This window comes from Ferrovum myxofaciens (assembly GCF_000735045.1).
GTDB classification, from domain to species: Bacteria; Pseudomonadota; Gammaproteobacteria; order Burkholderiales; family Ferrovaceae; genus Ferrovum; species Ferrovum myxofaciens.
This window is the reverse complement of record NZ_JPOQ01000011.1, coordinates 13,357-38,047: the sequence shown is the minus strand read 5'-3', so window position 1 is coordinate 38,047 and position 24,691 is coordinate 13,357. Positions and strand designations below refer to the sequence as shown.

The window sequence follows — 24,691 nt, the reverse complement described above, 5'->3', positions numbered from 1 at the left end:
GGTTGTTCCTGCCTTTGAGAGTAACTTCCCCTCTGGATAATGGTGCGTTGAATAGGCCCTTCTAATTTCAGAGAGTTTCCATGGACAGCGAGAGCGACCTCGAAAAAACCGAACAACCTTCGCAACGACGCCTCGATCAGGCACGGGAGGAAGGTCAGGTTGCCCGTTCCCGCGAACTGTCCACTTTCATGGCGTTGTTGGCAGGAGGAGGGGGATTGTGGTTCATGGGCGAACACATGCGTCAATCCTTGCTGAAGTTGGTACGCCAGGGTTTGAGTTTCGATGCGGGGGTGGCCACGGATCCCGTTCGCATGATGGAGCGGTTTTCACGGTTGTCACTGGAAACCGTGGAAGTGTTTTTGCCCTTTTTGGGTTTGCTTCTGATCACGGCAATTTTCTCTCCCCTGCTGCTGAATGGATGGTTATTCAGTTTCAAACCGTTGCAACCAAACTTTTCCCGCCTGGACCCTCTGGCTGGTATTGGGCGCATGTTTTCTGCCCAGGGGGGAGTGGAATTGGTTAAAAGCATTGCCAAGGCAGTGGTGGTGGGTGGGGCAGGGATCTGGGCTGTGTGGCACTATCTGGACCAGACCCTGATGCTTCCCGCGTTATCCATTCCTTCCGCCACCCTTCAGATGGGGACCTTGGTGGGCCAATCCTTTTTGGCCATGTTGGCAGGAATGATGCTGGTGGCAGCGGTGGATGTGCCCTTTCAATTGTGGGAGCACAATCGTAAACTTCGTATGACCAAGGAAGAGATTCGACAAGAGTCCAAGGAGACCGAAGGGGATCCCCAGATCAAGAGCAAGATCCGGAATCTGCAGCGTGAAAGGGCCCGTCGGCGCATGATGAGCCAGATCCCGAGTGCGGATGTGGTGGTGACTAATCCTACCCACTATGCGGTGGCTCTGCGCTATCAGGAGGGCGTCATGCGTGCGCCCATCGTGGTGGCAAAAGGGGTTCATCTGGTGGCAGAACGCATACGTGCGGCGGCTGCCACGCATCGCATCCCCGTGGTGGAGGCACCTGCGTTGGCACGAGCCTTGTATGCCCATACCGAGATGGAGCACCCCGTTCCTGAAGCGCTCTATCTTGCAGTTGCCGAGATACTGGCCTATGCCTACCAGTTACAACGGCAGCGCAAGGAAGGGGGAGAGGTTCCTCCCCCTCCTCAGAATCTTCCGGTTCCCGTGGAACTTGATCCTGAAAGCCGGGTGAGTCCCTCATGAATAATGCATTGATGACGGTTCAGGGGTTGTTTAAAGGCGCGGGCAGCAAGGGATTGGCAGGTCCCGTCCTCATCATTCTGGTATTGAGCATGATGGTGTTGCCCTTGCCCGCTTTTTTGCTGGATATCTTTTTTACCTTCAACATCGCTGTTTCGATCATGGTGTTGCTGGTTAGCATGAATACGCTGAAACCTCTGGAATTTTCCGCTTTTCCGACGGTGTTGCTGATGACCACCCTGCTGCGCCTGTCCCTGAATGTGGCCTCCACACGGATTGTTTTGCTGGAGGGGCATACCGGGCCCGATGCTGCAGGGAAGGTCATCGAGTCCTTTGGGCACTTTTTGGTGGGGGGGAATTTTGCGGTGGGGATTGTGGTTTTTCTGATCCTGGTGGTGATCAACTTTGTCGTGATCACCAAGGGAGCCGGCCGAATCGCAGAAGTAGGTGCCCGTTTTACCCTGGATGCCATGCCCGGCAAACAAATGGCCATCGACGCCGATCTCAATGCGGGATTGATCGGCGAGGAAGAAGCCCGTAAGCGTCGCCTTACCATTTCCCAGGAAGCAGATTTTTATGGGTCCATGGATGGGGCCAGCAAGTTTGTGCGTGGGGATGCTGTGGCGGGTATCATGATTTTGCTCATCAATATCATTGGTGGGTTCATTGTCGGGGTCCTGCAGCATAATCTGGATGTGGCTACAGCTGCCAAGAACTATACCTTGCTGACCATTGGCGATGGACTGGTGGCGCAGATCCCCTCGCTGGTGATATCCACTGCAGCCGGTGTGGTGGTCAGCCGCGTATCCACCGATGAAAACATCGGTCAGCAACTGATGGGGCAGGTCTTCACCCAGCCTCTGGTCCTCATGCTGACCGGACTTATCGTGGGAGCCCTGGGGTTGGTGCCGGGCATGCCGCACTTTGCTTTTCTGCTTTTTGCTGCCATTCTGGGCGGGTGGGGCACCACGCTGTGGAAACGCCAGCGTCTTGAGGCGGTACAGGCTGCCTTGCCGCCGGCTCCGACTCCGGTTTCCCTGGAGGCACCGGAAGCCACCTGGGAGGATGTGACCCCCATCGATGTATTGGGTCTGGAAGTTGGCTACCGTTTGATTTCCTTGGTGGATAAGGAACGGGATGGAGATCTGTTACGGCGGATCAAGGGGTTGCGGCGCAAGTTTGCTCAGGAAGTGGGGTTTTTGCCCCCCGCCATTCATATTCGCGATAACCTGGAATTACGCCCCAATGCCTATCGGATTACCCTGAAAGGTGCTGAAATCGGAAGTGGAGAAGCATTGCCGGGGCAATTTCTGGCCATCAACCCCGGGCAGGTTACGGGGACATTGCAGGGAACGCCCACCCAGGACCCTGCCTTCGGGTTGCCTGCCATCTGGGTGGAAGCAGCCCTCAAGGATCACGCTCAAGCGCTGGGTTACACGGTGGTGGATGTCAGTACGGTGGTGGCCACTCATCTGAGCCACCTCATTCACCTTCAGGCGGCTTCCCTGTTAGGGATACAGGAATTGCACCAGTTGCTGGAACATGTGGCTAAGTCGGCTCCCAAATTGACCGAGGAGTTGATTCCCAAGGTCCTTTCCCATGCCGTATTGCAAAAAGTTCTTCAGAATCTGCTGGATGAAGGAGTGCCCATTCGCGATATGCGCAGCATCCTGGAAACACTTTCCAAATATGTGCCTATGTCCCAAGACCCCATTTACCTCACGGCTCAGGTGAGAGTGGCTCTGGGCCCGGCAATCATTCAACAACTCTACCCCGCCTCTCAGGAATTACAGGTGATTGCCATGGACAAGGAACTGGAACATCTCCTGGCTCAGGCCATGCAAGCCGGGGGGTTACAGCAAGCCATCGAACCGGGTCTGGCGGATACGCTGTTACGGGAGACGCGACTGGCGGCGGAACGCCAGGAAATGATGGGATTTCCGACGGTCCTGTTGGTGCCGGGGCAATTGCGTGATTTGTTGGCGCGCTTTCTCAAGCGGACTTTACCCCAATTGAAAGTGGTTGCTCAGGATGAAGTACCGGGGTTTAGAACCGTGAAAGTGACATCTTTGGTAGGAGGACGAGTATGAATGCACAAACAAGAACCATCAGGGCTCTGACCGCGCGGGATGCGTTACGTCAGGTACGGGTGGAAATGGGAGAGGATGCCGTCATTCTGTCCAACCGACGGGTGGGCGATCATGTGGAAATCGTGGCCGCCGCGCCCGCTGCCCTTGCCCAATTGGAGCAAGGAGGAAAAAATGATGAAAAAGAGAATGTCTCTCAATTGGTGAAGGAGATCCGACGGTTGCAGTCGGATTTACAGGGCAAACTGGTTTCCATGGCAACGCCCACTGTTCACGCCACCAAAAAAGGCAAGATTCAGCGCAGCATGGTGCGGATGGGGTTCAGTTCGGCTTTGACCGAGCAAATTCTCGACCAGATGCCTGAACAGGCCGGACTGAGTTGGGTGACGCAGGTATTGGAGCGAAATTTACGCTCCTTGCGTGGCGATGAGGTGATCGTGGGGGGGGGTGGGGTTTTTGCTTTGGTGGGCCCGACGGGGGTGGGAAAGACCACCACCATCGCCAAATTGGCGGCTCGGGCCGTGGTCCGTTACGGGGCAAATCGGGTGGGGCTCGTGACCACGGACAGTTATCGCGTGGGGGCCCATGAACAATTGCGCGTCTACGGACGCATTCTTGGGGTTCCGGTGCATACGGTCAAGGATGGGGCGGATCTCAAAACAACGTTGAATGGATTGCGTGACAAACATCTGGTACTGGTGGATACCATGGGCATGGGGCAGCGGGATGGCCGTGTTCAGGAACAGAACGATCAACTGGATACCTTGGGCGTGCGACGCTTGTTGTTACTCAATGCAACCTGTAACCTGCATACTCTGGAAGATGTGGTTCGGGTCTACCGTACGCCCAATGTGCTGGGGTGTATCCCCACCAAACTGGATGAAGCATTGGCCATGGGAGGGGTACTGGATGTGGCGATTCGCCATCGCCTGCCGCTGTGCTATGTTGCCAATGGACAGCGGGTTCCGGAAGACCTGCGCGAGGCGAATCTCATGGCCCTTTTGCAGGCAACCTTCAATAGCCTTGAAATGGTGGGATATAACATTACGTTACCCTTGGAATTTTCCCTGGAGAATGGGGGCATGAGCCATGCCTGACCACGGAGCGCGCGACCAGGCCAGCGGACTGCGCCGCCTGATTTCACCTCTGCACTGTCGAATTCTCACTGTTCTGGGCAGTCGTCCGGGGGCGGGCGCTTCTTTGGTGGTGGCAGGATTGGCGTGTATTGGCGATCACGCTTCGTCCATGTTGGTGCTGGATGAACATCTGGGACCCCGTCATCTGGGTCGGATCCTTAACCTCCGCTTGCGCTACGATGCACGACAGGTTTTGGCGGGGCATCTCGACTGGGTTCGAGCCCTGGTGTCGATTGGTCCGCAGGTGGATTATCTCAACTTGGGGCGGGTCAAGGCAACGCCTGCAGCCGTGCCCTGGTCGGGGTTGGTTGCCTTGGCACACCAGCGTACCCATGTGCTGGTGGACGGTGCCTCACTGGAACTGGCCCAACGAATCCGGGGACCTCACGAAAACATCCGTGCTTCTGTTCTATGGGTGGTGGATGAAGCTGATTCATGGTCGGCCTGTCAAAAACACCTGGGGCAATTGTTGCGTCATTCGCCCACGGCGGTGGGGGGAGTCATCAACCGGGCGACGAATGGGGATCGAGTGCTCGAATGGCAAGGACGCTGTCGCGCCCTGGTCCAGTCCGCCGGACTGGAATATCGTGATTTTGGTTTCCTGCCCCTTGCCCAAAGACCCACTCATGACACACAATGGCGTTTTAACACGATGGGAGGGTTGCCCTCGGTATCCCTGTCCCAATCCTTGATGCGTCTCAGGGCTCAGATATTGTCCTGGAACCCGGCGGTGCGAATCCAGAACACCGCTCAAGGGAATGAAAGTGACGGATTTTCATGGGGGGAGAGGTACACGCGGGTGGCCTGGAGAGGGAGGTGAGGATGTACACATCCGCAGGTCTGGAAGACAAGGAAGATTGTCTGAAAACCTTTGCGCCTCTGGTCAAGCGGATTGCCCACCATCTGATGACCCGGTTGCCTGGAAGCGTGGAGGTGGATGACCTGATTCAGGCGGGAATGATGGGTCTGCTGGAAGCTTCGACGCGTTACGACGAATTGCGTGGTGCGCAGTTCGAGACCTATGCCGGACAACGGATTCGGGGGGCCATGCTGGACGAGTTGCGCCAGTCGGACTGGATGCCGCGTAATTTGCGGCGTGATACCAAACGTGTGGAACAGGCCATCAGCCGCCTTCAGCAACGGCAAGGCAAGACTCCCAGTGAATCCGAGGTGGCCCGTGAACTGGAGATGAGTCTGATCGAATATCAGGCATTGTTGTTTGAAGCGCGGGGCGCGCAGTTACTGTACTACGAAGATTTTCGCGAACAGGACGGGGAAGAATCTTTCTTCGATCGCCATGAGTTTGGACATGATCTCGAACCCATGGCTTTACTGGGGAATCAACGTTTTCAGATGGCTCTGGTGGAGGCCATCGAAGAATTGCCGGAACGTGAACGGTTGATGATGGGGTTGCATTACGAACAGGAGATGAACTTGAAGGAAATTGGCGAAGTGCTGGGGGTTAGTGAGTCGCGCGTCAGTCAGATTCATACCCAGGCAGTAACACGTCTGCGCAGCCGTCTCAAGAGCCATCACTGAGCATGGATATTCTGAGTGTTTTCGGGCTTATTTTTGGGGTGATGGCGGTGCTGGTCGGCCAATCCCTGGAGGGGGGGGCCCTGTCCAGCCTGTTTCAGTTGACTGCGTTTGTGATCGTGATGGGCGGGACGCTGGGGGCAATTCTTCTGCAAACCCCCTGGAATGTTTTTTCTTTGGGGATGCGGATGCTGCCTTGGGTTTGGTGGAAACCCCTGTTTCATACGGTAGAACTGCACAGCCAGGTGGTGGAATGGAGCAAAATTGCGCGGCGAGATGGGTTGTTGGCGCTGGAACCCCATGTGGCGCGGCAAACCGACCCACTGATCAGCAAGGGGTTGCAGATGGTGGTGGATGGGTTGGATGCGCGGCATATCCATGCGGCCCTGCAGGTGGATATTCAGGGGTACGAACGCCTGAGTTGGCCCGCTGCGCGGATGTGGGAACAGGCGGCCGGTTATGCGCCCACCATCGGCATGCTGGGCGCAGTGTTGGGGTTGGTGCAAGTCATGGAACGGTTGGGGGACCCTGCCCAGTTGGGTTCAGGGATTGCGGTGGCCTTTGTCTCCACGATCTACGGGGTGGGCTTTGCCAACCTGCTTTTTTTCCCCGTGGCCAATAAACTGAAATTTCTGGTTCAGCAGCAAATCGCCACCTACGAAATGGTGGTGGATGGTTTGTTGTTGATTTCGAGCGGAGAGAATCCACATTTTGTCCAAGGTAAACTCGAGGGATATCTATCCTGATTTGGCGCGACATTCCCGTCGCGCCGAACGGGATCATAGCGATCACCGCTGGCTGGTGTCCTATTCGGATTTCATTACGTTGCTTTTTGCCTTCTTTGTGGTGATGTACGCCATTTCTGCGGTGAACGAGTCGAAATATGCGCGTTTCCACAGTGCCATCAATTCGGCATTCAAGGAAAGTGTTCGCCAAGGGTCATCCGGGGGGTTGGTCATTGAGCAGGACTCGGTGATCAAGTCATTGATCGATGAACGGAATTCAAGATTTGTCGAACTTCAGCGCCGCCAGCAGGACAGTATCCGCGCCATGCTTCATCAACTGGATAGCGTGTTGGCGCCCTTGGTAAAACAAGGTATGGTGCGGGTTCTGCAAACCGGACGGGGCATTGTCATCGACTTGAATGCGCAAGTGCTGTTTCAGGAAGGGGATGCGGATCTGCAGGCCAATGCCTACCCCCCTCTGGACGAGGTGGCCAAGGTGTTGAATACCACGGGGCTGGCGGTGGAGGTCAAGGGACATACGGATAACATTCCCATCAGTACCGCCCGTTATCCTTCCAATTGGGAACTGTCCACTGCCCGTGCCAGCCGGGTCGTGCGTTTCTTCATCAATGATGGCGTGGTCAGTCAGCGTTTGACTGCCGCAGGGGATGCGGAGAACGATCCCCTCGTGCCCAATGATTCTCCAGAGGATCGGGCCCGCAATCGTCGCGTCACCGTCACTGTCTTGACACCTACGCTCAAACCCGTGGAACAGAGCGACTATTGGGAAAAGTGATCAACCTGAAGCCAAGGGCCGCCCCGATCCTGGGGTGGGCGCCAAAGTTTGGCCGTCTGGGCCGTAAAGTGTGGCTTTCTGGGCGGCTTGCTGAAGAATTTTCAGGGCTTGCTGGTTGTGACGCAGGCGAATCTGAATCAATTCCCCATTGGTTCGATTGGTTGTTTCGGCTTTTTGGGTTTTGGTCAGGAGGTCGTTCAAGCGATCTGAACTGTGACCCACAGGCGGGTTCCCCAACTCACGGCGATAGGTGGTCAGGTCGATCAACCTTTGGGCAAGCCGGCTTTTCTTTTCGGCAAGGGGAATGAGTGGAAGGGTTTCCCCGGACATCAACAATCCCTGTTCTTCGTCCAAAAGTACCTGAAATTGTGTCAGTGCTGAAATTTCTTCATCCAGAGCCGCTTCCCAAACCGAGATGGAAGAACTTGACATCAATGCCTCAGTGTCCGCTTGCTTGAATCAAACTCTTGACCGAAGCAATGAGGCCCGAGGCCACGGCGTGGGCGTTAACCTGAAAGCGTCCTTCACTGATGGCCTGGCGTACCGCTGCAACTTTGCTGAGGTCGACGCTGGAGGTTGCGGCAATGGTTGCCTTCAATTGAGTGGCGGTTCCGCCGATATGAACGGTGGTCCCGGATGCCGCTCCTGAAGCGGCGGTGCTTGCTTCACCGGTTGTACGCGCTCCCTGCGCTGATGAGGAAGACGGGGCTGAAGCAGAAGAAGTTCGACCTGAACCGCCCTGGATCGGGGTGGGGGGGGCAGATTTGACGGGTTTGTCTATTTTCACGGGAGTCTCCCAATAAGACTGTTCATGGCTGGGTTATCGGCAACCCAGAGCAAAACTTTAGGCGAATTCTGATGCCCGAACCAACTTTTTATGGATTCTACACAACTTTTCAACGGATTGAGCGGAAAAACTGCTTCATTTCGCCCCTTCGGAGTGGACTGGCAAGTTGCATACTACAGTGATGCAGAGTGATGCAGAGGATTGGGTTTTCAGAAGCGAGAAGGGAGCGGCATGAGTGTCATTGCGGTATTCAATCAGAAGGGAGGAGTAGGAAAAACCACGACTTGCCTCAACCTGGCGGCTGCCTGGGTGCGCGATGGAGCGAATCCGTTGTTGCTCGATCTCGATCCTCAAGGCCACCTCAGTTTGGCCAGTGGGGTGGTGGCTTCACCGGGAGCAGGGATGGCTGCGTTTTTCCAACACCAAACGCCCCTCCTGCATTTGCTCGAAAGGACGCGCTCAGGCTGGGACTTGATTCCTGCTTCCCCGGATCTTTCCAAGATCGATGCGCTCAGGGGGGGGGACCCCAAGGCAGCCGCGCTTTTGAGTAAAGGCATGAATGCCGTGGTGCGTGAACGTTCACCCATTCTGATGGATTGTTGTCCCAATCTGGGGGTGTTGACCTTGAATGCGTTGTTGGCGGCGGATTACGTCCTGATCCCGGTGGCCGCCGACTATTTGTCACTGCAGGGAGTCTTTCGGCTTGCTACCGCTCTAGACGTGCTGGAAAAACGTCTCAAACGGATCTACCCGCGACGAATCGTGGTAACCCGATTCAATCCGCGCCGCAAATTGGCATTTGAGGTGGATCGCCAGTTGCGTGAACGCTATGGAGAGACTGTCTGTAAAACCAGAATTGCAGAAAACGTCGCATTGGCCACCAGTCCTTCCGTCAGTCAGGATGTATTTCGTTATGCCCCCCATAGTGGGGGAGCGGCAGATTATGCTGCGTTGGCAAAAGAATTGTCAGAGGCGGGGTTTTTACAGGTGGGTCGAAAGTAAGCAAGAAAAATAAAAGGGGGGATGATCATGAGCATGGCACTTCAGCGGCATTGGCTTCAGGATGAAGCGTCACCAGACCTGGAAGAGGGGTTGGCGACCATACGAGCAGCCCGATCTCAAGTGGAGGCAGAAACCCATGCTTTTCTGGAAGAACAGGCCAAACTGCGTGCAGAAGCCGTTTTGCGGGCGGTTCCCGTGGATCAGTTGGTACAGTCGCGCAACGAGGATTTGAAGCGACTGGAGGGAGAACGACAGCAGGCAGAACGACGGGCCATTGAAGCCATCGAAGGGCGAATGGAAATTGCCCTGCGTGCCATCGAGGCCGATAATGCGCGGATTTTAGAAGAAGAACGGGCCACGATTTTGGCCACGGAGCGTTTGCGCGCAGCACGGGAGGCCATGAGTATGGCGCGGGCGAGACAGGAGGAGGAATCTATTCTGATGCTTCAGATCCGGGCGCGCCAGAAACAGGAGCAGAGTGCTCTGGATGAAACGGAACAACGCATCGAAGCAGAACAGGAACTTCTGAACCGGGCCAGGGAGAAGCAAACCCTGGAAGCACGGTTGCACACCACCATCACGGCTGAGATCAACGAGGTTCAATGGGCCCAACGGGTGCTGGGAATGGAAACGAGGCTGCGTCAGGTGCAACGCAGAAACCGTATCCTTTGGGTTATCTCGGGAATCGTGGGCCTCATCGGGGTTCTCGGGTACGGGCAATTCTGTGGAGGAAATGTTTATGTTGGATTCAAAACCCTTTTCGGGCTGCACTGAGCAGGAGTACAATCTCTCTTTGCTGCTAAAAACGTGTCCCCCCCAAGAATACATCATGGCCTCCGAACCCACCCCCGCCGAATTGGCGGGTAAAACCCTGAAAGCCCTGGTGGCGCGAAAACTGTCTCCCACTCCGGAGAATTACGCCCGTCTTTACGCTGAAATCAGCGGCAAAGAAATCTTTCGGCCCGTTGTGCCTCCCTCCGGCCCTGTTGCGGAACCCGCAGAGGTACGTCCTTCTCTGGCCTGGGGCGGATTGATTCGTGAATTGTTACGACAAATCGATTTGCCCCATAAGGGAATGACCCTTTCCCGCAAGAAAGAAGGGGTAAATACCGTATTAGCGCGCTTCGGCAATGATTCTGAACTTCTCTATGAAAAACTGCAGGGGCTGATGCGATCCTGGGGGAGCGGAGTGGTTTCTTCAGGGGAAGCCCCCGAATCCATCGAAAACAACCCCCCTGTTTCCCCGGTTGTGTCCAGTGGTCCGGTGCAGGCTGTGGCGAGTGGCATGGATACGGCCATTGATCCGGTGGTCATGGCGCATTTGCGTGATTTGTTGGCTCAGACGCTGGAAAGCAATAAATTGCTTCAACCCGAATTGGGCGAAGAAATCAATATCCTGGTGACGCAGATCAGGGCGGCGGTTAATGGGGATCAGGTCACGGATGTCGCCAAGAAATTGCGCCATTTCTGGGTCAAAATGGAATTGCGGGGGGGGGACAAGGTCAAGATCCAGGAAGGCCTGCTCAGTCTCTTGCGACTGCTGGTGGAAAATGTCGGGGAATTGGTGGCAGACGACAAGTGGTTGCACGGACAAATTTCCATCTTGCGCGATATCATGGAACAACCCCTCGACAAGTGCAGTATTGCCGATGCGGAAAAGAATTTGCGCGAGGCCCTGGTCAAACAGAGTTCACTCAAGCAGAGTCTGGCGGATGCCAAGGACACCCTCAAGATCTTGATGACCAGTTTTATCGATCGCATGGGGGAAATGACCGAAAGCACGGGGGATTATCAGGCCAAGATCGAGGGCTACAATCTCAAGATTGGACTGGCTGACAATCTCACCGAACTGGGACATATTCTGGAAGACCTGATGCAGGACACCCGCGTCATTCAGGCCAGTACCCTGCGCTCCCACGAAGAACTGATGGTGGCGCGCCGTCAGGCGGTGGAAGCCCAGGAAAAAATTCGTCTGCTGGAGCAGGAACTGGAACAGGTCAGTGAACTGGTGCGCGAAGATCAGTTGACCGGTGCGCTCAACCGCCGGGGGATGGAGGACGTACTGCAGCGGGAGATTACCCGTTCCAACCGCACGCAATCGCCGCTTTGCATCAGTTTGCTGGATATTGATAATTTCAAACTTTTCAACGATCTTCTGGGTCATAAGGCCGGAGATCTGGCGCTGATGCATGTGTCCGAAACCATCAAGACCGCCCTGCGTCCCACGGATGCGGTGGCTCGTTATGGGGGAGAGGAGTTTCTGGTGGTCCTTCCAGCCACCCATATCAATGAAGCGACGGATATCCTGCAACGTCTGCAACGTTTGCTGGCCCAGAAGTTGTTTGTCTACGACGGGGAAGAAATCATCATCACTTTCAGTGCCGGCGTGGCCATACGGGGTCTGAATGAAACCGCCGAAGAAGCCATTGGGCGCGCTGATCAGGCCATGTATCAGGCCAAGGCAGCGGGGAAAAACCGCGTTGTCAAGGCGGAATCATGAAATCTTCCTAAAGTTTCTCTGGGGTTGTCCGATAACTGGATCAAAGGACCAGTCATTTCGACCGGTCACCGAGTCAGGAGCAAGGCAGTCAGGCCTGCGCCAGGATCAACCAATAAGGAGCTTTATCATGGCTATCTACCTCAATACCAACATCACCTCGATGATGGCGCAGCAAAACCTGAGCAACTCCCAGACCCAAATGGCCACTGCCATTCAGCAACTGTCCTCCGGTTTGTCCATCAACAGTGCCAAGGACAATGCCGCTGGCTACGCCATTGCCACCGTCATGGGCAGCCAGTTGGGCGGGTATGCCCAGGCCACCCGTAACGCCAATGATGCCATCTCTCTGGCTCAAACCGCCAGTGGCGCCATGCAGTCCATCATCAATAACCTGCAGACCATGCGCAGTCTGGCCGTGCAATCCGCCAACTCCACTTATTCCAGTTCCAACCGCGCCTCCATGAATTCTGAAGTCCAGCAACTCTCGGCAGAAATCCAGCGCGTGGCCATGTCTACACAGTTCAACGGAGTGAGTTTGCTCAGCGGCACCTTTACCGCCCAGAATTTTCAGGTAGGGGCCAACAACACCGCCAATTCCGTCATCCAGTTGTCCGGTATCACCAGCATGCAGACCAGTAATTTGGGAAGTGCGGGGACTTTGCAGGCCTCCGTCAACGGAGGGGCGACCACTTCAGCCTTGGTTGCCGGGGATCTCACGCTCAACGGGTTTCAAGTGGGGGCTTCTGTGGCGGGGACAGCTCCAGGACAAACCGCTGACAGCGCCTATTCCATCGCCAATGCCATCAATGCGATCTCCGGCAGTTCCGGGGTGACCGCCACGGCCAATGCCACCAGTGTCACGGGGGCTTCGGGTACGATAGGAACCACTGCGATAGCTGCCGGCGCTTTTAGCATTAATGGGGTGAACGTGGGGGCAATTGCCGCAGGGGGGAATACGATGGGGGAGGGGGCGAATACGGCGGCGGCCATCAACCTGATCTCCGCCCAGACCGGGGTGACCGCCACAGCCAATGCCACCACCGGTGCGGTGACCTTGACGGCAGCGGATGGGCGCGATATCGTCGTTTCGGGTACGACAACAGGTACAGGCTTAGCCTCAGGCACTACTGATGGCACGCTGTCCCTGAATAGTACCGGTTCCGGTGGGATCGTGATCGGTGGCGCTAGCGTGGCCAATGCCGGGCTTGCCTCAGGGACCACCGCCGCCACCAACACACCCACCAGTATCGCGACCATGAATGTCAGTACCCAAACCAGCGCGCAGCAGGCTATTACCACCATCGACAGCGCAATCAACACGGTGTTGCAGACTCAGGGGCTGCTGGGGGCCATCCAGAACCGGCTGACCTCGGTGGTGAGTAATCTGGCCACCAGTACGCAGAATCTGACGGCGGCGCAAAGCCAGATCCAGAGTACCGACTTTGCAGCCACTACGGCGACGCTGACCCGTACCCAGATTCTGCAACAAGCGGGCACGGCCATGCTGGCGCAAGCCAATGCCATGCCCAATGCGGTACTGACCCTGTTGAAGTAAGCAGGGCCACACGGTAGGATGAAAGTCGGACAGGGGAAACCTTCTCGGTCCGACTTTTCGTCCTCCTTATAGAGTGAGGTTCAATCATGGTTATCCAAGCGGTCAATTCAACAGGAATACCCGTGGGTGCGAGTGCAATTCCTGCTGTTTCGGAGAATTCAGCCCCTGTCACGGCAGGGGCGGCTGCAGTGACCAGCATGCCTGCGACTCCAAACCGGACAGCGAATTCTGCGCAGGTGAACGGGGCTGTTCAAACCCTCAATCAATCGTCCTTTCTCAACCGTGGTTTGACCTTCAGTGTGGATAAAACCACCCATGAACCGGTGGTCAAAGTGGTGGAAGCTAAAACAGGCGCAGTAATTGCCCAAATCCCTTCCCGCCAGGCGATGGCCATTGCTCAGGCCATCGATGCCCTGCCCCAGAAAGGGACATTGTTGAACCAGAAGGCCTGACCTCGGGGAGGTATCATGGCAATTTCTTCTACTTCGGGATTGATTCCCAGCGGTTCGATGACCTCCAGTTCCATCGATGTGGCGAGCATCGTCGGTCAGTTGATGCAGGTGGAAAGCCAACCGGTGACTCAGCTGCAGAATGAGCAATCGGGATTTCAGTCCACGATCACGGCGCTGAATACGGTTCAAGGCGCGGTTTCCTCTTTTCAGACGGCGATTCAGAGCCTGACGACCCTCGGGCAGTACCAGAATTATTCGACGACCTCCAGTTCCAGTGCCGTCAGTGCCACGGCGTCTTCCACCGCAACTCCGGGGAATTATAGTGTTTCGGTTTCGCAGTTGGCACAGGCACAAAGTTTGGTGGCGGCAGGGCAGACCAGCGAGACGGCGCCCATCGGCAGTGGGGCATCCACCACCCTGACCTTCAACTTCGGTGCCATCAGCGGCGGGACCCTGAGCGGTGGAACCTACACCGGAGCGACCTTTACGCCCAGTGGAAGTGGTAGCAAAACCGTGACCATCAACAGCAGCAACAATTCCTTGTCTGGAATTGCGGCTGCCATCAATGCTGCCAATATCGGGATAAATGCCACCATCGTCAATGATGGCAGCAGCACGCCCTATCGCTTGGTGCTGACCGGGCCCACGGGGTCGAGCAACAGCATGCAGATCGGGGTTTCTGGTGATGCCACCCTGACTTCGCTCCTGAGCGAAAATCCGGCGGGGACCCAGGATTTGACCCAATCGAGCGCAGCGCTGAATGCCCAGATGACCGTCAATGGAATTCCTGTTTCGCAAAGCACCAATACCGTGAGTAATGCGGTTCAAGGGATCACCTTCAACCTGAGCGGGATTACATCTACCCCTGCCACGGTTTCGGTGGCTCAGAATACGGGGGCGGTGTCGAGCGCGGTCAACCAACTGGTTACTGCTTACAATGCCCTGAACACAGCGATTCAGGGGGTAGCCAGTTACGATAGCACCAGCAAGACGGCGGGGCCGCTGTTCGGAGACCCCATGGTCAATAATATTCAGAATCAGATCCGCAGCATTCTCAATACGCCCATTTCAGGCACTACGTCGGTTTATTCGACCTTGGCGGAAATCGGTGTAACTTTTCAGCAAGACGGATCCATGGCGGTGAACAGCAGTCAATTGAATGCGGCCATCGCCAAGCAACCTTCGGATATCACCAGTTTGTTCAGTACGGTGGGCAAGGCCACCGACAGTCTGGTTCAATATACGGGGTCTAGTTCCAGTACGCAGCCTGGGACCTACGCCGTCAATGTCACCCAGGTGGCCACCCAGGGCCAATTGACCGGTTCGGCTGCCCCCAACCTGACCATTACGGCAGGGTCCAACGATACGCTTAATTTGAACGTGGACGGGACCGCCGTGGGGGTCACCGTTCCGGCAGGAACCTACACCAGTGCCAGCGTCCTGGCCGCTCAGTTGCAGTCCTCCATCAATGGCAACTCGGCATTGTCTGCGGCAGGAGTCACCGTGGGCGTCACTGTCAATGCCAGCGGTGACTTGAATCTGACCAGTAGTGTGTATGGGTCTGCTTCCGCCGTGGCGGTGACCGGTGGGAATGGCAGTTCCGGACTATTGGGCAGCACTCCCGTCCAAACTAATGGACTGGATGTGGCGGGCAGTATCAATGGAGCAACGGCAACCGGGTCAGGCCAGTTGTTGACCTCCACGGCGGGAAACAGTTCAGGGTTGTCCCTGACCATCAATGGGGGCAGTACGGGCAGTCGCGGGACAGTTTCATTTTCGCAAGGCTATGCGGTCAGTCTGAGCAATCTTGCAACCTCTCTGCTGGATCCCATCAGTGGACCGATTGCCGCCGAGATCAGTGGACTCAATAGTAGCATCAGCAATATCGGGAGCCAGATTACTAACTGGCAGGGTCGTCTCACCAGTATTCAACAGTCCTTGACCGCCCAATACACGGCCTTGAATGTCATGCTCGGCACCATGAGTCAAACCAGTAGTTATCTGTCCACCCAGTTGGCCCAACTTCGCTAGGAGAAATCAGCATGAGTATGTTGTCGAAACTCAACAAGTATGAAGAAGTGGGGATCGATTCCAGTGTCCATTCGGCAGATGCGCATAAACTCGTATTGTTACTCTATCAAGGAGCTTTGCTATCCATCGCGGCGGCCCGAAATCATCTGATGAACAACGAGGTGGGTGCCAAGGGAAAATCCATTTCCCAAGCCATTTCCATTATTGAAGAAGGTTTGATGGCCAGTTTGAACCTGTCGGTGGGGGGGGAATTGGTGCAAAATCTGAGTGCGTTGTACGCATACATGAGTGCGCGCCTGCTCGAAGCCAATCTGAGAAACGAGGTGGCCATGCTGGATGAGGTCTCCAGACTTCTGATCGAACTGAGGGGAGGATGGGAGGCCATTCGTCCGGGAGAAACCGAGACAGCGCCGCATCCTTCTGCTGCTGCGCGGGAGAAGGTGGTGACGCTGAATGCCCGTGGTAACGAGGGGGTATCTGCCGGGGTTCGTCAGGCCCTGAATGCCTATCAACAAATCTAAAAAAGGTATAATGCCTCATGGATCTCACTTTCCCAGCCGCCGTTCAGAATTATGAAGCCCTGTCTTCGTTGATGGGGTTGATGCGCGAAGCTGCGGCTTCCGGCCAGTGGGATCAGTTGGTGGCGCTGGAAAAGAAATGTCAGGAACGGGTGCAGATCATGCGCCAGGCCGATGCCAGAAGTTCCCTGGAGGAGTCTGAGCGCGCGCGCAAGAAAGCGCTGATCCTGAAGATTCTGGCAGATGATGCCAGTATTCGCCAGAACACTCAGCCGTGGATGGAAAAGTTACAATGGGCCTTGCGTAATACGCGCCAGGAAAGAAAGGTGCGCCAAGCCTATACGCCCTCCCGTTGAGGGGATGAGGTGGAATCGTGCTGCCCACTGACCTCTTGAGCGCACTGCAGGCTTATGCGCTGAACCGCGATCCTTTGCCCTCCGGGGCACCCCCTGCGCCTCCCGCTTCTCAGGCCGCCTTGACCAGTACGCTGCAATTGGGGCAACAGGTGCAAGGGGTCCTTCTGGCGGAGATTTCATCGGGTCTCTATTCAGTACGTGTGAACACGCAAGTGGTCCAGTTGCCTTTGCCGACGTCATTGCCTGCGGGTACAGGCGTTACCCTTCAAGTATTGACCTTGCAACCCCGCCTGACCTTTGGGGTGGTGAATACCCCCTCGAATCCGGAGGCGGGAACCACGACGCAACTGGGAACCACCGCGCGCATGTTGTCTGACCTGATGCAGGCACCACAAGACCCGGTTCAGGGACTCTTGTCCCGTACCCCCCTGGTGACCTCTTCCGGCGCACTGGATTCCGTGGCCTTGGCCCACTCACTTCAGCAGGCACTCACCGCCAGCGGTTTGTTTTATGAATCCCACCAAGGACAATGGGTGGGTGGGCAACAAAGCACCGCGCAGTTGCGCGCCGAACCCCAAAATCAGCCACAGGCTGCGCTTCTGCCGGGCAGTCTTGGGTCGATGAGCGGAAATGGCACTGCAGGAGCAACACCTTCTTCTGCGCTCACCTCCGGAGTACCGGCACCTCTGCAGGCGTTGGTCCGGCAACCACCGGACAGTCTTGGATCGATGAGCGCAATTGGTCTTGCAGGAGCGGCATCTTCCTCTGCGGCCACCCCCGGAGTGCCGGCGCATCTGCAGGCGTTGGTCCAGCAACAGTTGGGTATTCTGGAGTCGGGGCGGGTACTCTGGCAAGGAATGCTGACCCCCCAACAGGCCTTGAAATGGCAGATTTGGCCGGAGTCTTCCTCACCCTCGGCGCAGGATCAGACCGCCTCCACCTGGCATACGGAAGTCCATCTGGGTTTGCCGGTGCTGGGTGCTGTGTCAGCCCATCTGACCCTGGATTCTCGAGGAGTGACGGTGCGCTTGGGGACCGTCTCTGCATCGACCCGTGCCACTTTGACCCAACATGGATCGGATTTGGTGAAATCCATGCAGGCCAGTGGGCTCAATGTCACGAATTTATCCGTTGTGACTTCTGCCTCTTCGCCGGGGGTGGGAGAGTGAGTACAGGGAATCCACCGCCCCAGCAGGTGGCCGTGGCTTTGGCCTACCTGGGGCAAAACAGTAGCGCCGCACCCAAGGTGGTTGCCAAAGGGCGGGGGCTTCTGGCTCAAGCCATCATCGAAAAAGCTCGGGAGCATGGCGTCTTCGTACACGAGTCCACAGAGTTGGTGGGTTTGCTCATGCAGGTGGAATTGGACAGTCATATTCCGCCTCAACTTTATTTGGCAGTTGCCGAATTGCTGGCTTGGTTGTATCGTCTGGAAGGTAAACAACCCATTCACAGTGAGAACACCCTGGTATGATCAATCCTGATGTTGCCCTGACCATAGAATCTTTTACGCCGGATGAGGAACACGCCTTTCGAATCGATGCGCCCATGGCCGTGCGCGGCATCCTGCGCGACATTGCCCGACACGGAGAAAGAGTGGCTTTGTACTACGGAGCCCATGAAGGAGGAGTGATCGTCACGGTCATTCTGGATTTGGAGACCGACGGATTCTGGCTTGATGCAACAGGCGACACCGAGGTCAATCAACGCATCGAGGCCAGTTCGGAAAAATTCTTTGTGAGTGCGCACCTGCAAGCCAAAATTCAGTTTCCGGTGAAACAACTTGAACTGCAACGACGAGAGGATTCGAATCAATTTTATTTACCCTATCCCGAGTACCTGACCCGGCTTCAGCGACGGGATTTTTTTCGGCTGTATCTTCCTCCGGGGTTGTTGAAATGCCAGGTGGAAGCGAAAGTTGGACAGGAACCCTTGCGTTTTACGGTACGGGATATCAGTGAAGGTGGAGTGGCCTTGTACAGTGAAAGGGTGGAGAATGCATCGCTCAAACCCGCTGACCAGGTGCAGGACTGTCGTTTGACTCTTGAAGATGGAAGCGAGATCGTTTTTGACATTCAAGTGCGTCATTCTGCGCTGACACGCATGCCCTCTGGCGAAGAATTGACTGTAATCGGATGTCGCTTCATCACTCTGTCCTCCCGCATGGCCATGCAACTGCAACGCTACATCACCCGCCGGCAGCGAGAACAACTGCCCTGATCAGACTTGCATGTTCATGATATCCGTATAGGCCGTGACGACCTTGTTACGGATCTGAATTCCGGTTTGAAGGGTGATGGTGGCTTTTTGCATGGCCATCATGGCATCGCTCAAACTGACATTGGAACTTCCTGAGGTGAATTTCTGAGTCAGGGAGTCCGCCTGTGATTGAGATTGGGCGATTTGATCCACGGAATGTTTGAGAAGAGTGGAAAAATCCGCACCTGTGGCAGAGGGACTGGAACGGGAGAGCGGGCGGGAGCCCCCCTGTGCTGCCGTGGCTGCCGCCTGCATCTGCGCCAACAGGCCGTCAACCGCCGAAACATTCATGATCTGGTCTCCTCTCCCATCCTGAGGACAGTGTAGGTTTGTCCCGGTGGATTTGATCAATGAAATACCTTGGGGTTTTCCTCTCTGTTTGACGGACGGAGGGGACGGAAAGAACGCATAATGAACGGGTTGACCACTCCGTATTTCCCTGGACCACCATGGCTGAACTGGTAGAAAACGCACCGCCTCCTTCGCTTTTCAATCAAGCGTGGGGGCGTTTGACGGCGGGCCAGAAAATGGGTCTGGGGGTAGCCCTGGCGGCTTTGGTGGCTTTGATTACGGGTCTTTGGCTGTGGGGAGCCACACCAGACTATCGGGTTCTCTACAGCAATCTCTCGGATCGGGACGGGGGGGCCATTGTCGATTCGTTGCAACAGATGAATGTGCCCTACAAGTTCGCCGAGGGAGGCGGAGCCTTGATGGTTCCCGCCGACCAGGTTCATGAAGTGAGGCTGCATTTGGCGGGGCAAGGTTTACCCAAGGGGGGTACCGTTGGCTTCGAGTTGATGGAGAACGAAAAATTCGGAACCAGCGAATTTCTGGAGCAGGTCAATTACAAACGGGCTCTGGAAGGGGAGTTGGCCCGTTCGGTGCAATCTCTTTCGGCGGTGCAAGCGGCACGCATCCATCTGGCCATTCCCAAGCCAACGGTTTTTGTGCGCGAGCAGGAACTCCCCACGGCTTCTGTGGTGCTGGCTTTATATCCGGGCCGAGCGTTGGATTCCGGACAGGTGAACGCCATCGTCCATCTGGTATCCAGCAGCGTCCCCAAGCTGACACCGCACAATGTGACGGTGGTGGATCAAAGTGGCAATCTGTTAAGTGCCCCCCCTTCTGGAGAAAATTCGGCTCTGGATGCGGAGCAGTTGAAATATGTGCACCAGATCGAGCAGGACGATATCAAGCGTATTGAGGATATTCTGTCACCTTTGGTGGGTTTGGCCAATGTGCATGCCCAGGTAACCGCCGATGTGGATTTTACCCAGTCTGAACAAACCACCGAGGCCTATAAACCCAATCAGCCGCCCAATCAAGCTGCCGTGGTCAGCCAGCAAACCGCGGAGTCCAGCAATATCAATGCACCCGCCGTGGGTGGGGTTCCCGGCGCCCTGACCAACCAACCGCCGGTTCCGGCGACTGCACCCTTGACCGCACCCAATGCTGCCCCCAATCCGGCCAATCCCGTGGCAGGAGCCAATCCCACGGCCCCCGGCGTAAAGTTGGGGCAACCGCCCGGACCTGTCAGCGCAACAACGGTTCAGAATTCCGAAAATACGCACAAGGAAATGACCACCAATTATGACGTCGACCATACCATCAGCCATACCCGCCTGCCCGTTGGAATGGTCCGTCGTTTGTCTGTTGCAGTCATCCTCAATAATCACCGGGTCACGGACAGTGCCGGGAAAGTGAGTGTGCGGCCCTTCAGTGAGGGGGAAAAAACCCAGATGTCCCTGCTGATCAAGGATGCTGTGGGTTTTGATGAAAAGCGTGGCGATGCGCTCAGTCTTTTCAATAGTCCCTTTGCCGATCAGAAAGAAAAAGAACTGGAAATGCCCCTCTGGAAACAACCCGAGAACGTGGCTCTGGTCAAGAATGCTTTGAAATACCTGGTGATCCTTGGGGTGGCGTTGTACCTGATGCTGGGGATCATTCGGCCTGCGGTGCGTAATTTCAATCAGGCGCTCAAACCACCGGTGGCTTCGGTGATGGATGTACTCGAGGAAGGAAGAGAGCGAGAGGGCGAGGAAGCACTGGAAGGTGCCGGGTATGGAGCCAATGGACAGGCGCTTTCCGAAACTTCTCAACATGAAGCCAAGTTGACCAAAGCGCGCGCGATTGCCCTGCAGGAACCGGCGATTGTGGCTTCGGTGTTACGTGACTGGATGCACGGGAATGAGTGACGAAGGCGTCGACAAATGCGCGGTGTTTCTCATGGCCCTGGGAGAAAATGAAGCTGCCGAAGTGTTGAAGCAGTTGTCTCCCAAGGAAGTCCAGAAAATCAGTACAGCCATGGCATCCATGAAGTCTCTGACCAAGGAACAGATCAGTACGGTCTTTGATGAATTCCATCAACTGGCAGGAGAAAAAACGTCGGTGGGCAGTAATTCATCGGATTACATCAAGAAAATGCTCAATCAGGCACTGGGGGATGACAAGGCCGCCGGATTGATCGAGCGGATTTTGCATGGGGGAGACACCAGCGGGATTGAAAGCCTGAAATGGATGGATGCCGTCAGCATTGCCGAGTTGATCAGTAATGAACACCCGCAGATCATTGCGACCATTCTGGCCCATCTCGAACCGGATCAATGCGCGGGTGTTCTGAATGCGTTGACGGAGCGAACCCGAAATGATGTCATCCTGCGTATCGCTACGCTGGATGGAGTGCAGCCCTTGGCATTGCGTGAACTCAATGATGTACTGACCAAACTGTTGATGGGATCGGCGACCACGAAAAAGCGCATCAAGGGGGGAACCAAGGCAACGGCCGAAATTCTTAACTATGTGGGGGGAACGACGGAAGCCTCGGTTATTGAAGCGATGCGCGCCTATGATCCTGATTTGGCCCAGAAGATTCTCGATGAGATGTTTGTATTCGATAATGTAATGGAGATTGATGATCGTGGTATCCAGTTGATCCTGCGCGAAATACAGTCCGAATCGTTGATCGTGGCGCTCAAGGGTGCCAGTCCTGAATTGCGTGAAAAAATCTTCAAGAATATGTCGCAGCGTGCAGCTGAAATGATGCGCGAGGATCTGGATGCCAAGGGACCGGTGCGGGTCAGCGATGTGGAAGCGGAGCAGAAGGAAATCATCAAGACTATTCGGCGCATGGCCGATGAAGGGCAGATTGCCCTGGGAGGAAAAGGAGATGACGCTTTTGTCTGAGTTTGAAGGAAAGGGACAGATACCCGTGGGCGCATTCACGCGCTGGGAATTTCCGAGTTTTGACCCGGCGCATTCCAAGGTAAGCCCTTCGTCCCTCAGTTTGTCTCCGCTGTCCGAGTCTGCCCCTTCTCCACTGGTTTTGCCCACGGCGGCAGAACTGGAAGTCATTCACCAGCAGGCCGAACTGGAAGGACATCGCCAGGGCTATCAAATCGGCTATGACGCGGGGTACGCAGAAGGGCGGAATAAAGTAACCGAGGTGGTGGCGCAATTGGCCGCCACCTTGGACTCCTTGACGAAACAACTGCATGAGGTGGATCAAAAGGTGGTGGAGGATCTTCTGGCGTTGTCTCTCGAGGTGGCCCGTCAGATGGTTCGTCAGGCGTTACAGGTGCGTCCCGAATTGATTCTGCCTGTGATTCGGGAAGCCTTGCAGATGCTGCCTCATTTCAATCAAGCCGCCCATCTTACCTTGAATCCGGCCGATGCAGTCCTGGTACGGGAGAATTTGGGCGAGCATCTGTCTCATAGTGGATGGAAAATTCTGGAAGATGCAACCTTGGAACGGGGGGGGTGCAGGCTGGATACGGCCCATAGTCAGATCGATGCTTCGTTGACGCACCGCTGGCAGAATGTGGTGGCCACCCTGGGTCAGGGATTCGATTGGTTGGAGGGAAACGGACCATGACGATTTCTGATCGAAACGAAGGTTGGCGTGAAAGTTTGGCGGCTGCCCGGGATGCCGTTGCCTTGACCAACCCATTGCAAGTGAGCGGACAGTTGGTCAAGGCAACGGGACTGGTGATGGAAGCGGTGGGATTACGTCTGCCGGTGGGCAGCACGTGCGTGATCGAATTGCCCCATCACCGAATCGAAGCGGAAGTAGTGGGGTTTGCGGGAGAGCGCCTGTTTCTCATGCCGGAAAATGAAGTGCATGGTTTGATTCCCGGAGCGCGCGTCGTTCCTGCGGAAATTCCGCCCACGTTCACCCCTTTGGGTAAACGTCTGCTTCCCCGTCGTCGCCTCAGTGACCGGGTGCGTCATCTGCCTGTGGGAGAAAGATTGTTGGGCCGTGTGGTGGATGGTGCCGGACGCCCATTGGATGCATTGGGTCCTTTAGGGGAGGGGGAGGCTGCTCCGTTGCAAAGCCGCCCCATCAACCCCTTGGACCGAACGCCCATCAGCAAGCCTCTGGATGTTGGTGTGCGCGCCATCAATGCATTGTTGACCGTTGGCCGGGGTCAGCGCATGGGGTTGTTTGCGGGCAGCGGCGTTGGCAAGAGTGTTTTGTTGGGAATGATGGCTCGTTTCACCGAGGCCGAAGTGATCGTGGTGGGCCTGATCGGGGAACGGGGGCGCGAAGTACGCGAATTCATCGATGACATTCTGGGCGAGGAAGGGATGGCAAGGGCTGTGGTCGTGGCGGCTCCGGCCGATACCAGTCCGCTTTTGAGATTGCAGGGCGCCGCCTATGCCACCACCATTGCGGAATATTTTCGGGATCAGGGGCAGAATGTCCTTCTTATCATGGATTCATTGACGCGCTATGCCATGGCCCAGCGCGAAATTGCCCTGGCGATTGGGGAGCCACCGGCCACCAAAGGCTACCCTCCCTCGGTCTTTGCTCGTTTGCCCAAACTGGTGGAACGTGCAGGAAATGGAGTCGAGGGAGGCGGGTCGATCACTGCCTTTTATACTGTTCTCACAGAGGGCGATGACCAACAGGACCCCATCGCCGACAGCGCCCGGGCCATTCTTGACGGGCATATCGTATTGTCGCGCCGTTTGGCGGAACAAGGGCATTATCCCGCCATCGATGTGGAAGCCTCCATTAGTCGGGCGATGAATCAACTGGTTTCTGCGCGCCAGATGACGCAGGTGCAACGGTTCAAGCAACTCTATGCCCACTACCAGCGCAACCGTGATCTGGTGAGCGTGGGTGCCTATGTTCCAGGTTCGGATCCCTTGCTGGATGAAGCCATACAGAGGTATCCTGACATGGAACATTATCTGGTACAAGGGATCCAGGAGCAGGCGGGCCTGGAGTCGGGAAATGAACAATTTCTTAACCTGTTTGGGAGCGTTGCATCGTGACTCGTCCTTTCCCGTTGGAAATCTTGAAAACGCTCTCCAAAACACGGAGCGATCAAGCGAGCAGGAAGTTGGGTCAGGTCAACCGACGCCACAATGAAGAACAAAAAAAACTGGACATGTTGATCCGGTTTCGTGAGGATTACGAAGGGCGTTACCAGGCGGTCATGCAGGTGGGCGGTGCCTTTGAAACTCTGATGAATTTCCAGCACTTTCTGGGACGGTTGGATGAGGCTGTCCGGCAGCAGCAGGTTGTGGTGGCGCAAGTGGGCAGTGAAGTGAGCCAGGGGCAGGTGACGGTTCAGAAGGCCCATCGTCAGGTGCGCTCCATGGAGGTATTGTCCGAACGTCATTGCTCCAAAGAACAGGAACGGACGACCCGAATCGAACAAAAAGCACTGGATGAGCAGGTGGGGCAAAAAATCGCGCATCTATTATCGGAAGCCAAGTGAAA

26 protein-coding genes are annotated in these 24,691 nt (G+C 55.8%); 23 read left to right on the top strand and 3 right to left on the bottom strand.

Features of this window, described 5'->3' with window-relative positions:
- Positions 1-80 precede the first annotated feature (80 nt).
- From flhB to IV91_RS0102825, 7 genes are read left to right on the top strand one after another with little or no spacing between them, the layout of a single operon-like run.
- Positions 81-1,229 (top strand): flagellar biosynthesis protein FlhB, encoded by a 1,149-nt coding sequence (gene flhB, locus IV91_RS0102855; RefSeq protein WP_031595855.1) that lies wholly within the window; start codon positions 81-83, stop codon positions 1,227-1,229.
- Entirely contained in the window at positions 1,226-3,316 is a 2,091-nt protein-coding gene (gene flhA, locus IV91_RS0102850; protein ID WP_031595852.1) for a flagellar biosynthesis protein FlhA, read from the top strand. Before flhB ends, flhA begins: the two co-directional genes overlap by 4 nt.
- Positions 3,313-4,410, top strand: coding sequence for a flagellar biosynthesis protein FlhF (gene flhF / locus IV91_RS0102845; protein WP_051861921.1), 1,098 nt, complete (start codon positions 3,313-3,315; stop codon positions 4,408-4,410). The genes flhA and flhF overlap by 4 nt, the downstream gene beginning before the upstream one ends.
- Entirely contained in the window at positions 4,403-5,269 is an 867-nt protein-coding gene (locus IV91_RS0102840) for a hypothetical protein (protein ID WP_031595847.1), read from the top strand. The genes flhF and IV91_RS0102840 overlap by 8 nt, the downstream gene beginning before the upstream one ends.
- Positions 5,270-5,271: 2 nt before the next feature.
- Entirely contained in the window at positions 5,272-5,988 is a 717-nt protein-coding gene (locus IV91_RS0102835) for an RNA polymerase sigma factor FliA (RefSeq protein ID WP_031595846.1), read from the top strand.
- Positions 5,989-5,990: 2 nt separating this feature from the next.
- Positions 5,991-6,731, top strand: coding sequence for a flagellar motor protein (locus tag IV91_RS0102830; protein ID WP_031595845.1), 741 nt, complete (start codon positions 5,991-5,993; stop codon positions 6,729-6,731).
- A 1-nt stretch (position 6,732) separates the two neighbouring features.
- Positions 6,733-7,506, top strand: a complete 774-nt coding sequence (locus IV91_RS0102825) for an OmpA family protein (protein ID WP_035417030.1) — start codon at positions 6,733-6,735, stop codon at positions 7,504-7,506.
- Here IV91_RS0102825 and IV91_RS16625 read toward each other — a convergent pair whose 3' ends face one another.
- Positions 7,507-7,938, bottom strand: a complete 432-nt coding sequence (locus IV91_RS16625; RefSeq protein WP_031595841.1) for a flagella synthesis protein FlgN — start codon at positions 7,936-7,938, stop codon at positions 7,507-7,509.
- Between the two features lie 7 nt (positions 7,939-7,945).
- Positions 7,946-8,293 carry a flagellar biosynthesis anti-sigma factor FlgM gene (gene flgM, locus IV91_RS15600; protein WP_035417028.1) on the bottom strand — a complete coding sequence of 116 codons (348 nt, stop codon included), beginning with the start codon at positions 8,291-8,293 and terminating at the stop codon, positions 7,946-7,948.
- A 231-nt stretch (positions 8,294-8,524) separates the two neighbouring features.
- Here flgM and IV91_RS0102810 point away from each other — a divergent pair, with 231 nt between their 5' ends.
- From IV91_RS0102810 to IV91_RS0102760, 11 genes are all read left to right on the top strand, one after another.
- Entirely contained in the window at positions 8,525-9,295 is a 771-nt protein-coding gene (locus IV91_RS0102810) for a ParA family protein (protein WP_031595837.1), read from the top strand.
- A gap of 27 nt (positions 9,296-9,322) precedes the next feature.
- A complete protein-coding gene (locus tag IV91_RS0102805) occupies positions 9,323-10,069 on the top strand; it encodes a hypothetical protein (RefSeq protein WP_150112356.1) in 747 nt (248 codons plus the stop codon).
- A 55-nt stretch (positions 10,070-10,124) separates the two neighbouring features.
- The gene (locus tag IV91_RS0102800; RefSeq protein WP_031595834.1) at positions 10,125-11,795 is read left to right on the top strand and encodes a GGDEF domain-containing protein; all 1,671 of its coding nucleotides are present in this window, start codon (positions 10,125-10,127) and stop codon (positions 11,793-11,795) included.
- A gap of 127 nt (positions 11,796-11,922) precedes the next feature.
- A complete protein-coding gene (locus IV91_RS0102795) occupies positions 11,923-13,350 on the top strand; it encodes a flagellin N-terminal helical domain-containing protein (protein ID WP_031595833.1) in 1,428 nt (475 codons plus the stop codon).
- Between the two features lie 122 nt (positions 13,351-13,472).
- A complete protein-coding gene (locus IV91_RS16620) occupies positions 13,473-13,802 on the top strand; it encodes a flagellar protein FlaG (RefSeq protein WP_051861919.1) in 330 nt (109 codons plus the stop codon).
- A gap of 15 nt (positions 13,803-13,817) precedes the next feature.
- Complete coding sequence (gene fliD / locus IV91_RS0102785; RefSeq protein ID WP_031595830.1) at positions 13,818-15,833, top strand: flagellar filament capping protein FliD; 2,016 nt, start codon at positions 13,818-13,820, stop codon at positions 15,831-15,833.
- An 11-nt stretch (positions 15,834-15,844) separates the two neighbouring features.
- On the top strand, positions 15,845-16,354 hold the full coding sequence (gene fliS / locus IV91_RS0102780) for a flagellar export chaperone FliS (RefSeq protein ID WP_084189873.1): 510 nt from the start codon (positions 15,845-15,847) through the stop codon (positions 16,352-16,354).
- Between the two features lie 17 nt (positions 16,355-16,371).
- Complete coding sequence (locus tag IV91_RS0102775; protein WP_031595826.1) at positions 16,372-16,707, top strand: flagellar protein FliT; 336 nt, start codon at positions 16,372-16,374, stop codon at positions 16,705-16,707.
- 17 nt (positions 16,708-16,724) lie between these two features.
- Positions 16,725-17,876 carry a flagellar hook-length control protein FliK gene (gene fliK, locus IV91_RS0102770; protein ID WP_031595825.1) on the top strand — a complete coding sequence of 384 codons (1,152 nt, stop codon included), beginning with the start codon at positions 16,725-16,727 and terminating at the stop codon, positions 17,874-17,876.
- Entirely contained in the window at positions 17,873-18,178 is a 306-nt protein-coding gene (locus IV91_RS0102765) for an EscU/YscU/HrcU family type III secretion system export apparatus switch protein (RefSeq protein ID WP_031595823.1), read from the top strand. Before fliK ends, IV91_RS0102765 begins: the two co-directional genes overlap by 4 nt.
- Positions 18,175-18,924 carry a flagellar brake protein gene (locus tag IV91_RS0102760; protein ID WP_031595822.1) on the top strand — a complete coding sequence of 250 codons (750 nt, stop codon included), beginning with the start codon at positions 18,175-18,177 and terminating at the stop codon, positions 18,922-18,924. The genes IV91_RS0102765 and IV91_RS0102760 overlap by 4 nt, the downstream gene beginning before the upstream one ends.
- Here the strand turns inward: IV91_RS0102760 and fliE are convergent, their stop codons facing one another.
- Positions 18,925-19,254 carry a flagellar hook-basal body complex protein FliE gene (gene fliE, locus IV91_RS0102755; RefSeq protein ID WP_031595820.1) on the bottom strand — a complete coding sequence of 110 codons (330 nt, stop codon included), beginning with the start codon at positions 19,252-19,254 and terminating at the stop codon, positions 18,925-18,927.
- Between the two features lie 158 nt (positions 19,255-19,412).
- Here fliE and fliF point away from each other — a divergent pair, with 158 nt between their 5' ends.
- The 5 genes from fliF to fliJ are packed head-to-tail and all read left to right on the top strand — an operon-like array spanning position 19,413 to position 24,689.
- Complete coding sequence (gene fliF / locus IV91_RS0102750; RefSeq protein ID WP_031595818.1) at positions 19,413-21,158, top strand: flagellar basal-body MS-ring/collar protein FliF; 1,746 nt, start codon at positions 19,413-19,415, stop codon at positions 21,156-21,158.
- A complete protein-coding gene (fliG, locus tag IV91_RS0102745) occupies positions 21,151-22,146 on the top strand; it encodes a flagellar motor switch protein FliG (protein WP_031595817.1) in 996 nt (331 codons plus the stop codon). Before fliF ends, fliG begins: the two co-directional genes overlap by 8 nt.
- The gene (locus IV91_RS0102740) at positions 22,130-22,834 is read left to right on the top strand and encodes a flagellar assembly protein FliH (protein WP_051861914.1); all 705 of its coding nucleotides are present in this window, start codon (positions 22,130-22,132) and stop codon (positions 22,832-22,834) included. The genes fliG and IV91_RS0102740 overlap by 17 nt, the downstream gene beginning before the upstream one ends.
- Positions 22,831-24,240, top strand: coding sequence for a flagellar protein export ATPase FliI (gene fliI, locus IV91_RS0102735; protein WP_035417027.1), 1,410 nt, complete (start codon positions 22,831-22,833; stop codon positions 24,238-24,240). The genes IV91_RS0102740 and fliI overlap by 4 nt, the downstream gene beginning before the upstream one ends.
- Positions 24,237-24,689, top strand: a complete 453-nt coding sequence (gene fliJ / locus IV91_RS0102730; RefSeq protein ID WP_031595813.1) for a flagellar export protein FliJ — start codon at positions 24,237-24,239, stop codon at positions 24,687-24,689. Before fliI ends, fliJ begins: the two co-directional genes overlap by 4 nt.
- The last annotated feature ends 2 nt before the right edge of the window (positions 24,690-24,691 follow it).

Coding starts and splice junctions, on each gene's coding strand:
- flhB (WP_031595855.1), top strand. CDS start 81: ATGGACAGCGAGAGCGACCTCGAAAAAACCGAACAACCTTCGCAACGA.
- flhA (WP_031595852.1), top strand. CDS start 1,226: ATGAATAATGCATTGATGACGGTTCAGGGGTTGTTTAAAGGCGCGGGC.
- flhF (WP_051861921.1), top strand. CDS start 3,313: ATGAATGCACAAACAAGAACCATCAGGGCTCTGACCGCGCGGGATGCG.
- IV91_RS0102840 (WP_031595847.1), top strand. CDS start 4,403: ATGCCTGACCACGGAGCGCGCGACCAGGCCAGCGGACTGCGCCGCCTG.
- IV91_RS0102835 (WP_031595846.1), top strand. CDS start 5,272: ATGTACACATCCGCAGGTCTGGAAGACAAGGAAGATTGTCTGAAAACC.
- IV91_RS0102830 (WP_031595845.1), top strand. CDS start 5,991: ATGGATATTCTGAGTGTTTTCGGGCTTATTTTTGGGGTGATGGCGGTG.
- IV91_RS16625 (WP_031595841.1), bottom strand. CDS start 7,938: ATGTCAAGTTCTTCCATCTCGGTTTGGGAAGCGGCTCTGGATGAAGAA.
- IV91_RS0102810 (WP_031595837.1), top strand. CDS start 8,525: ATGAGTGTCATTGCGGTATTCAATCAGAAGGGAGGAGTAGGAAAAACC.
- IV91_RS0102805 (WP_150112356.1), top strand. CDS start 9,323: ATGAGCATGGCACTTCAGCGGCATTGGCTTCAGGATGAAGCGTCACCA.
- IV91_RS0102800 (WP_031595834.1), top strand. CDS start 10,125: ATGGCCTCCGAACCCACCCCCGCCGAATTGGCGGGTAAAACCCTGAAA.
- IV91_RS0102795 (WP_031595833.1), top strand. CDS start 11,923: ATGGCTATCTACCTCAATACCAACATCACCTCGATGATGGCGCAGCAA.
- fliD (WP_031595830.1), top strand. CDS start 13,818: ATGGCAATTTCTTCTACTTCGGGATTGATTCCCAGCGGTTCGATGACC.
- fliS (WP_084189873.1), top strand. CDS start 15,845: ATGAGTATGTTGTCGAAACTCAACAAGTATGAAGAAGTGGGGATCGAT.
- IV91_RS0102775 (WP_031595826.1), top strand. CDS start 16,372: ATGGATCTCACTTTCCCAGCCGCCGTTCAGAATTATGAAGCCCTGTCT.
- IV91_RS0102760 (WP_031595822.1), top strand. CDS start 18,175: ATGATCAATCCTGATGTTGCCCTGACCATAGAATCTTTTACGCCGGAT.
- fliE (WP_031595820.1), bottom strand. CDS start 19,254: ATGAATGTTTCGGCGGTTGACGGCCTGTTGGCGCAGATGCAGGCGGCA.
- fliF (WP_031595818.1), top strand. CDS start 19,413: ATGGCTGAACTGGTAGAAAACGCACCGCCTCCTTCGCTTTTCAATCAA.
- fliG (WP_031595817.1), top strand. CDS start 21,151: ATGAGTGACGAAGGCGTCGACAAATGCGCGGTGTTTCTCATGGCCCTG.
- IV91_RS0102740 (WP_051861914.1), top strand. CDS start 22,130: ATGACGCTTTTGTCTGAGTTTGAAGGAAAGGGACAGATACCCGTGGGC.
- fliI (WP_035417027.1), top strand. CDS start 22,831: ATGACGATTTCTGATCGAAACGAAGGTTGGCGTGAAAGTTTGGCGGCT.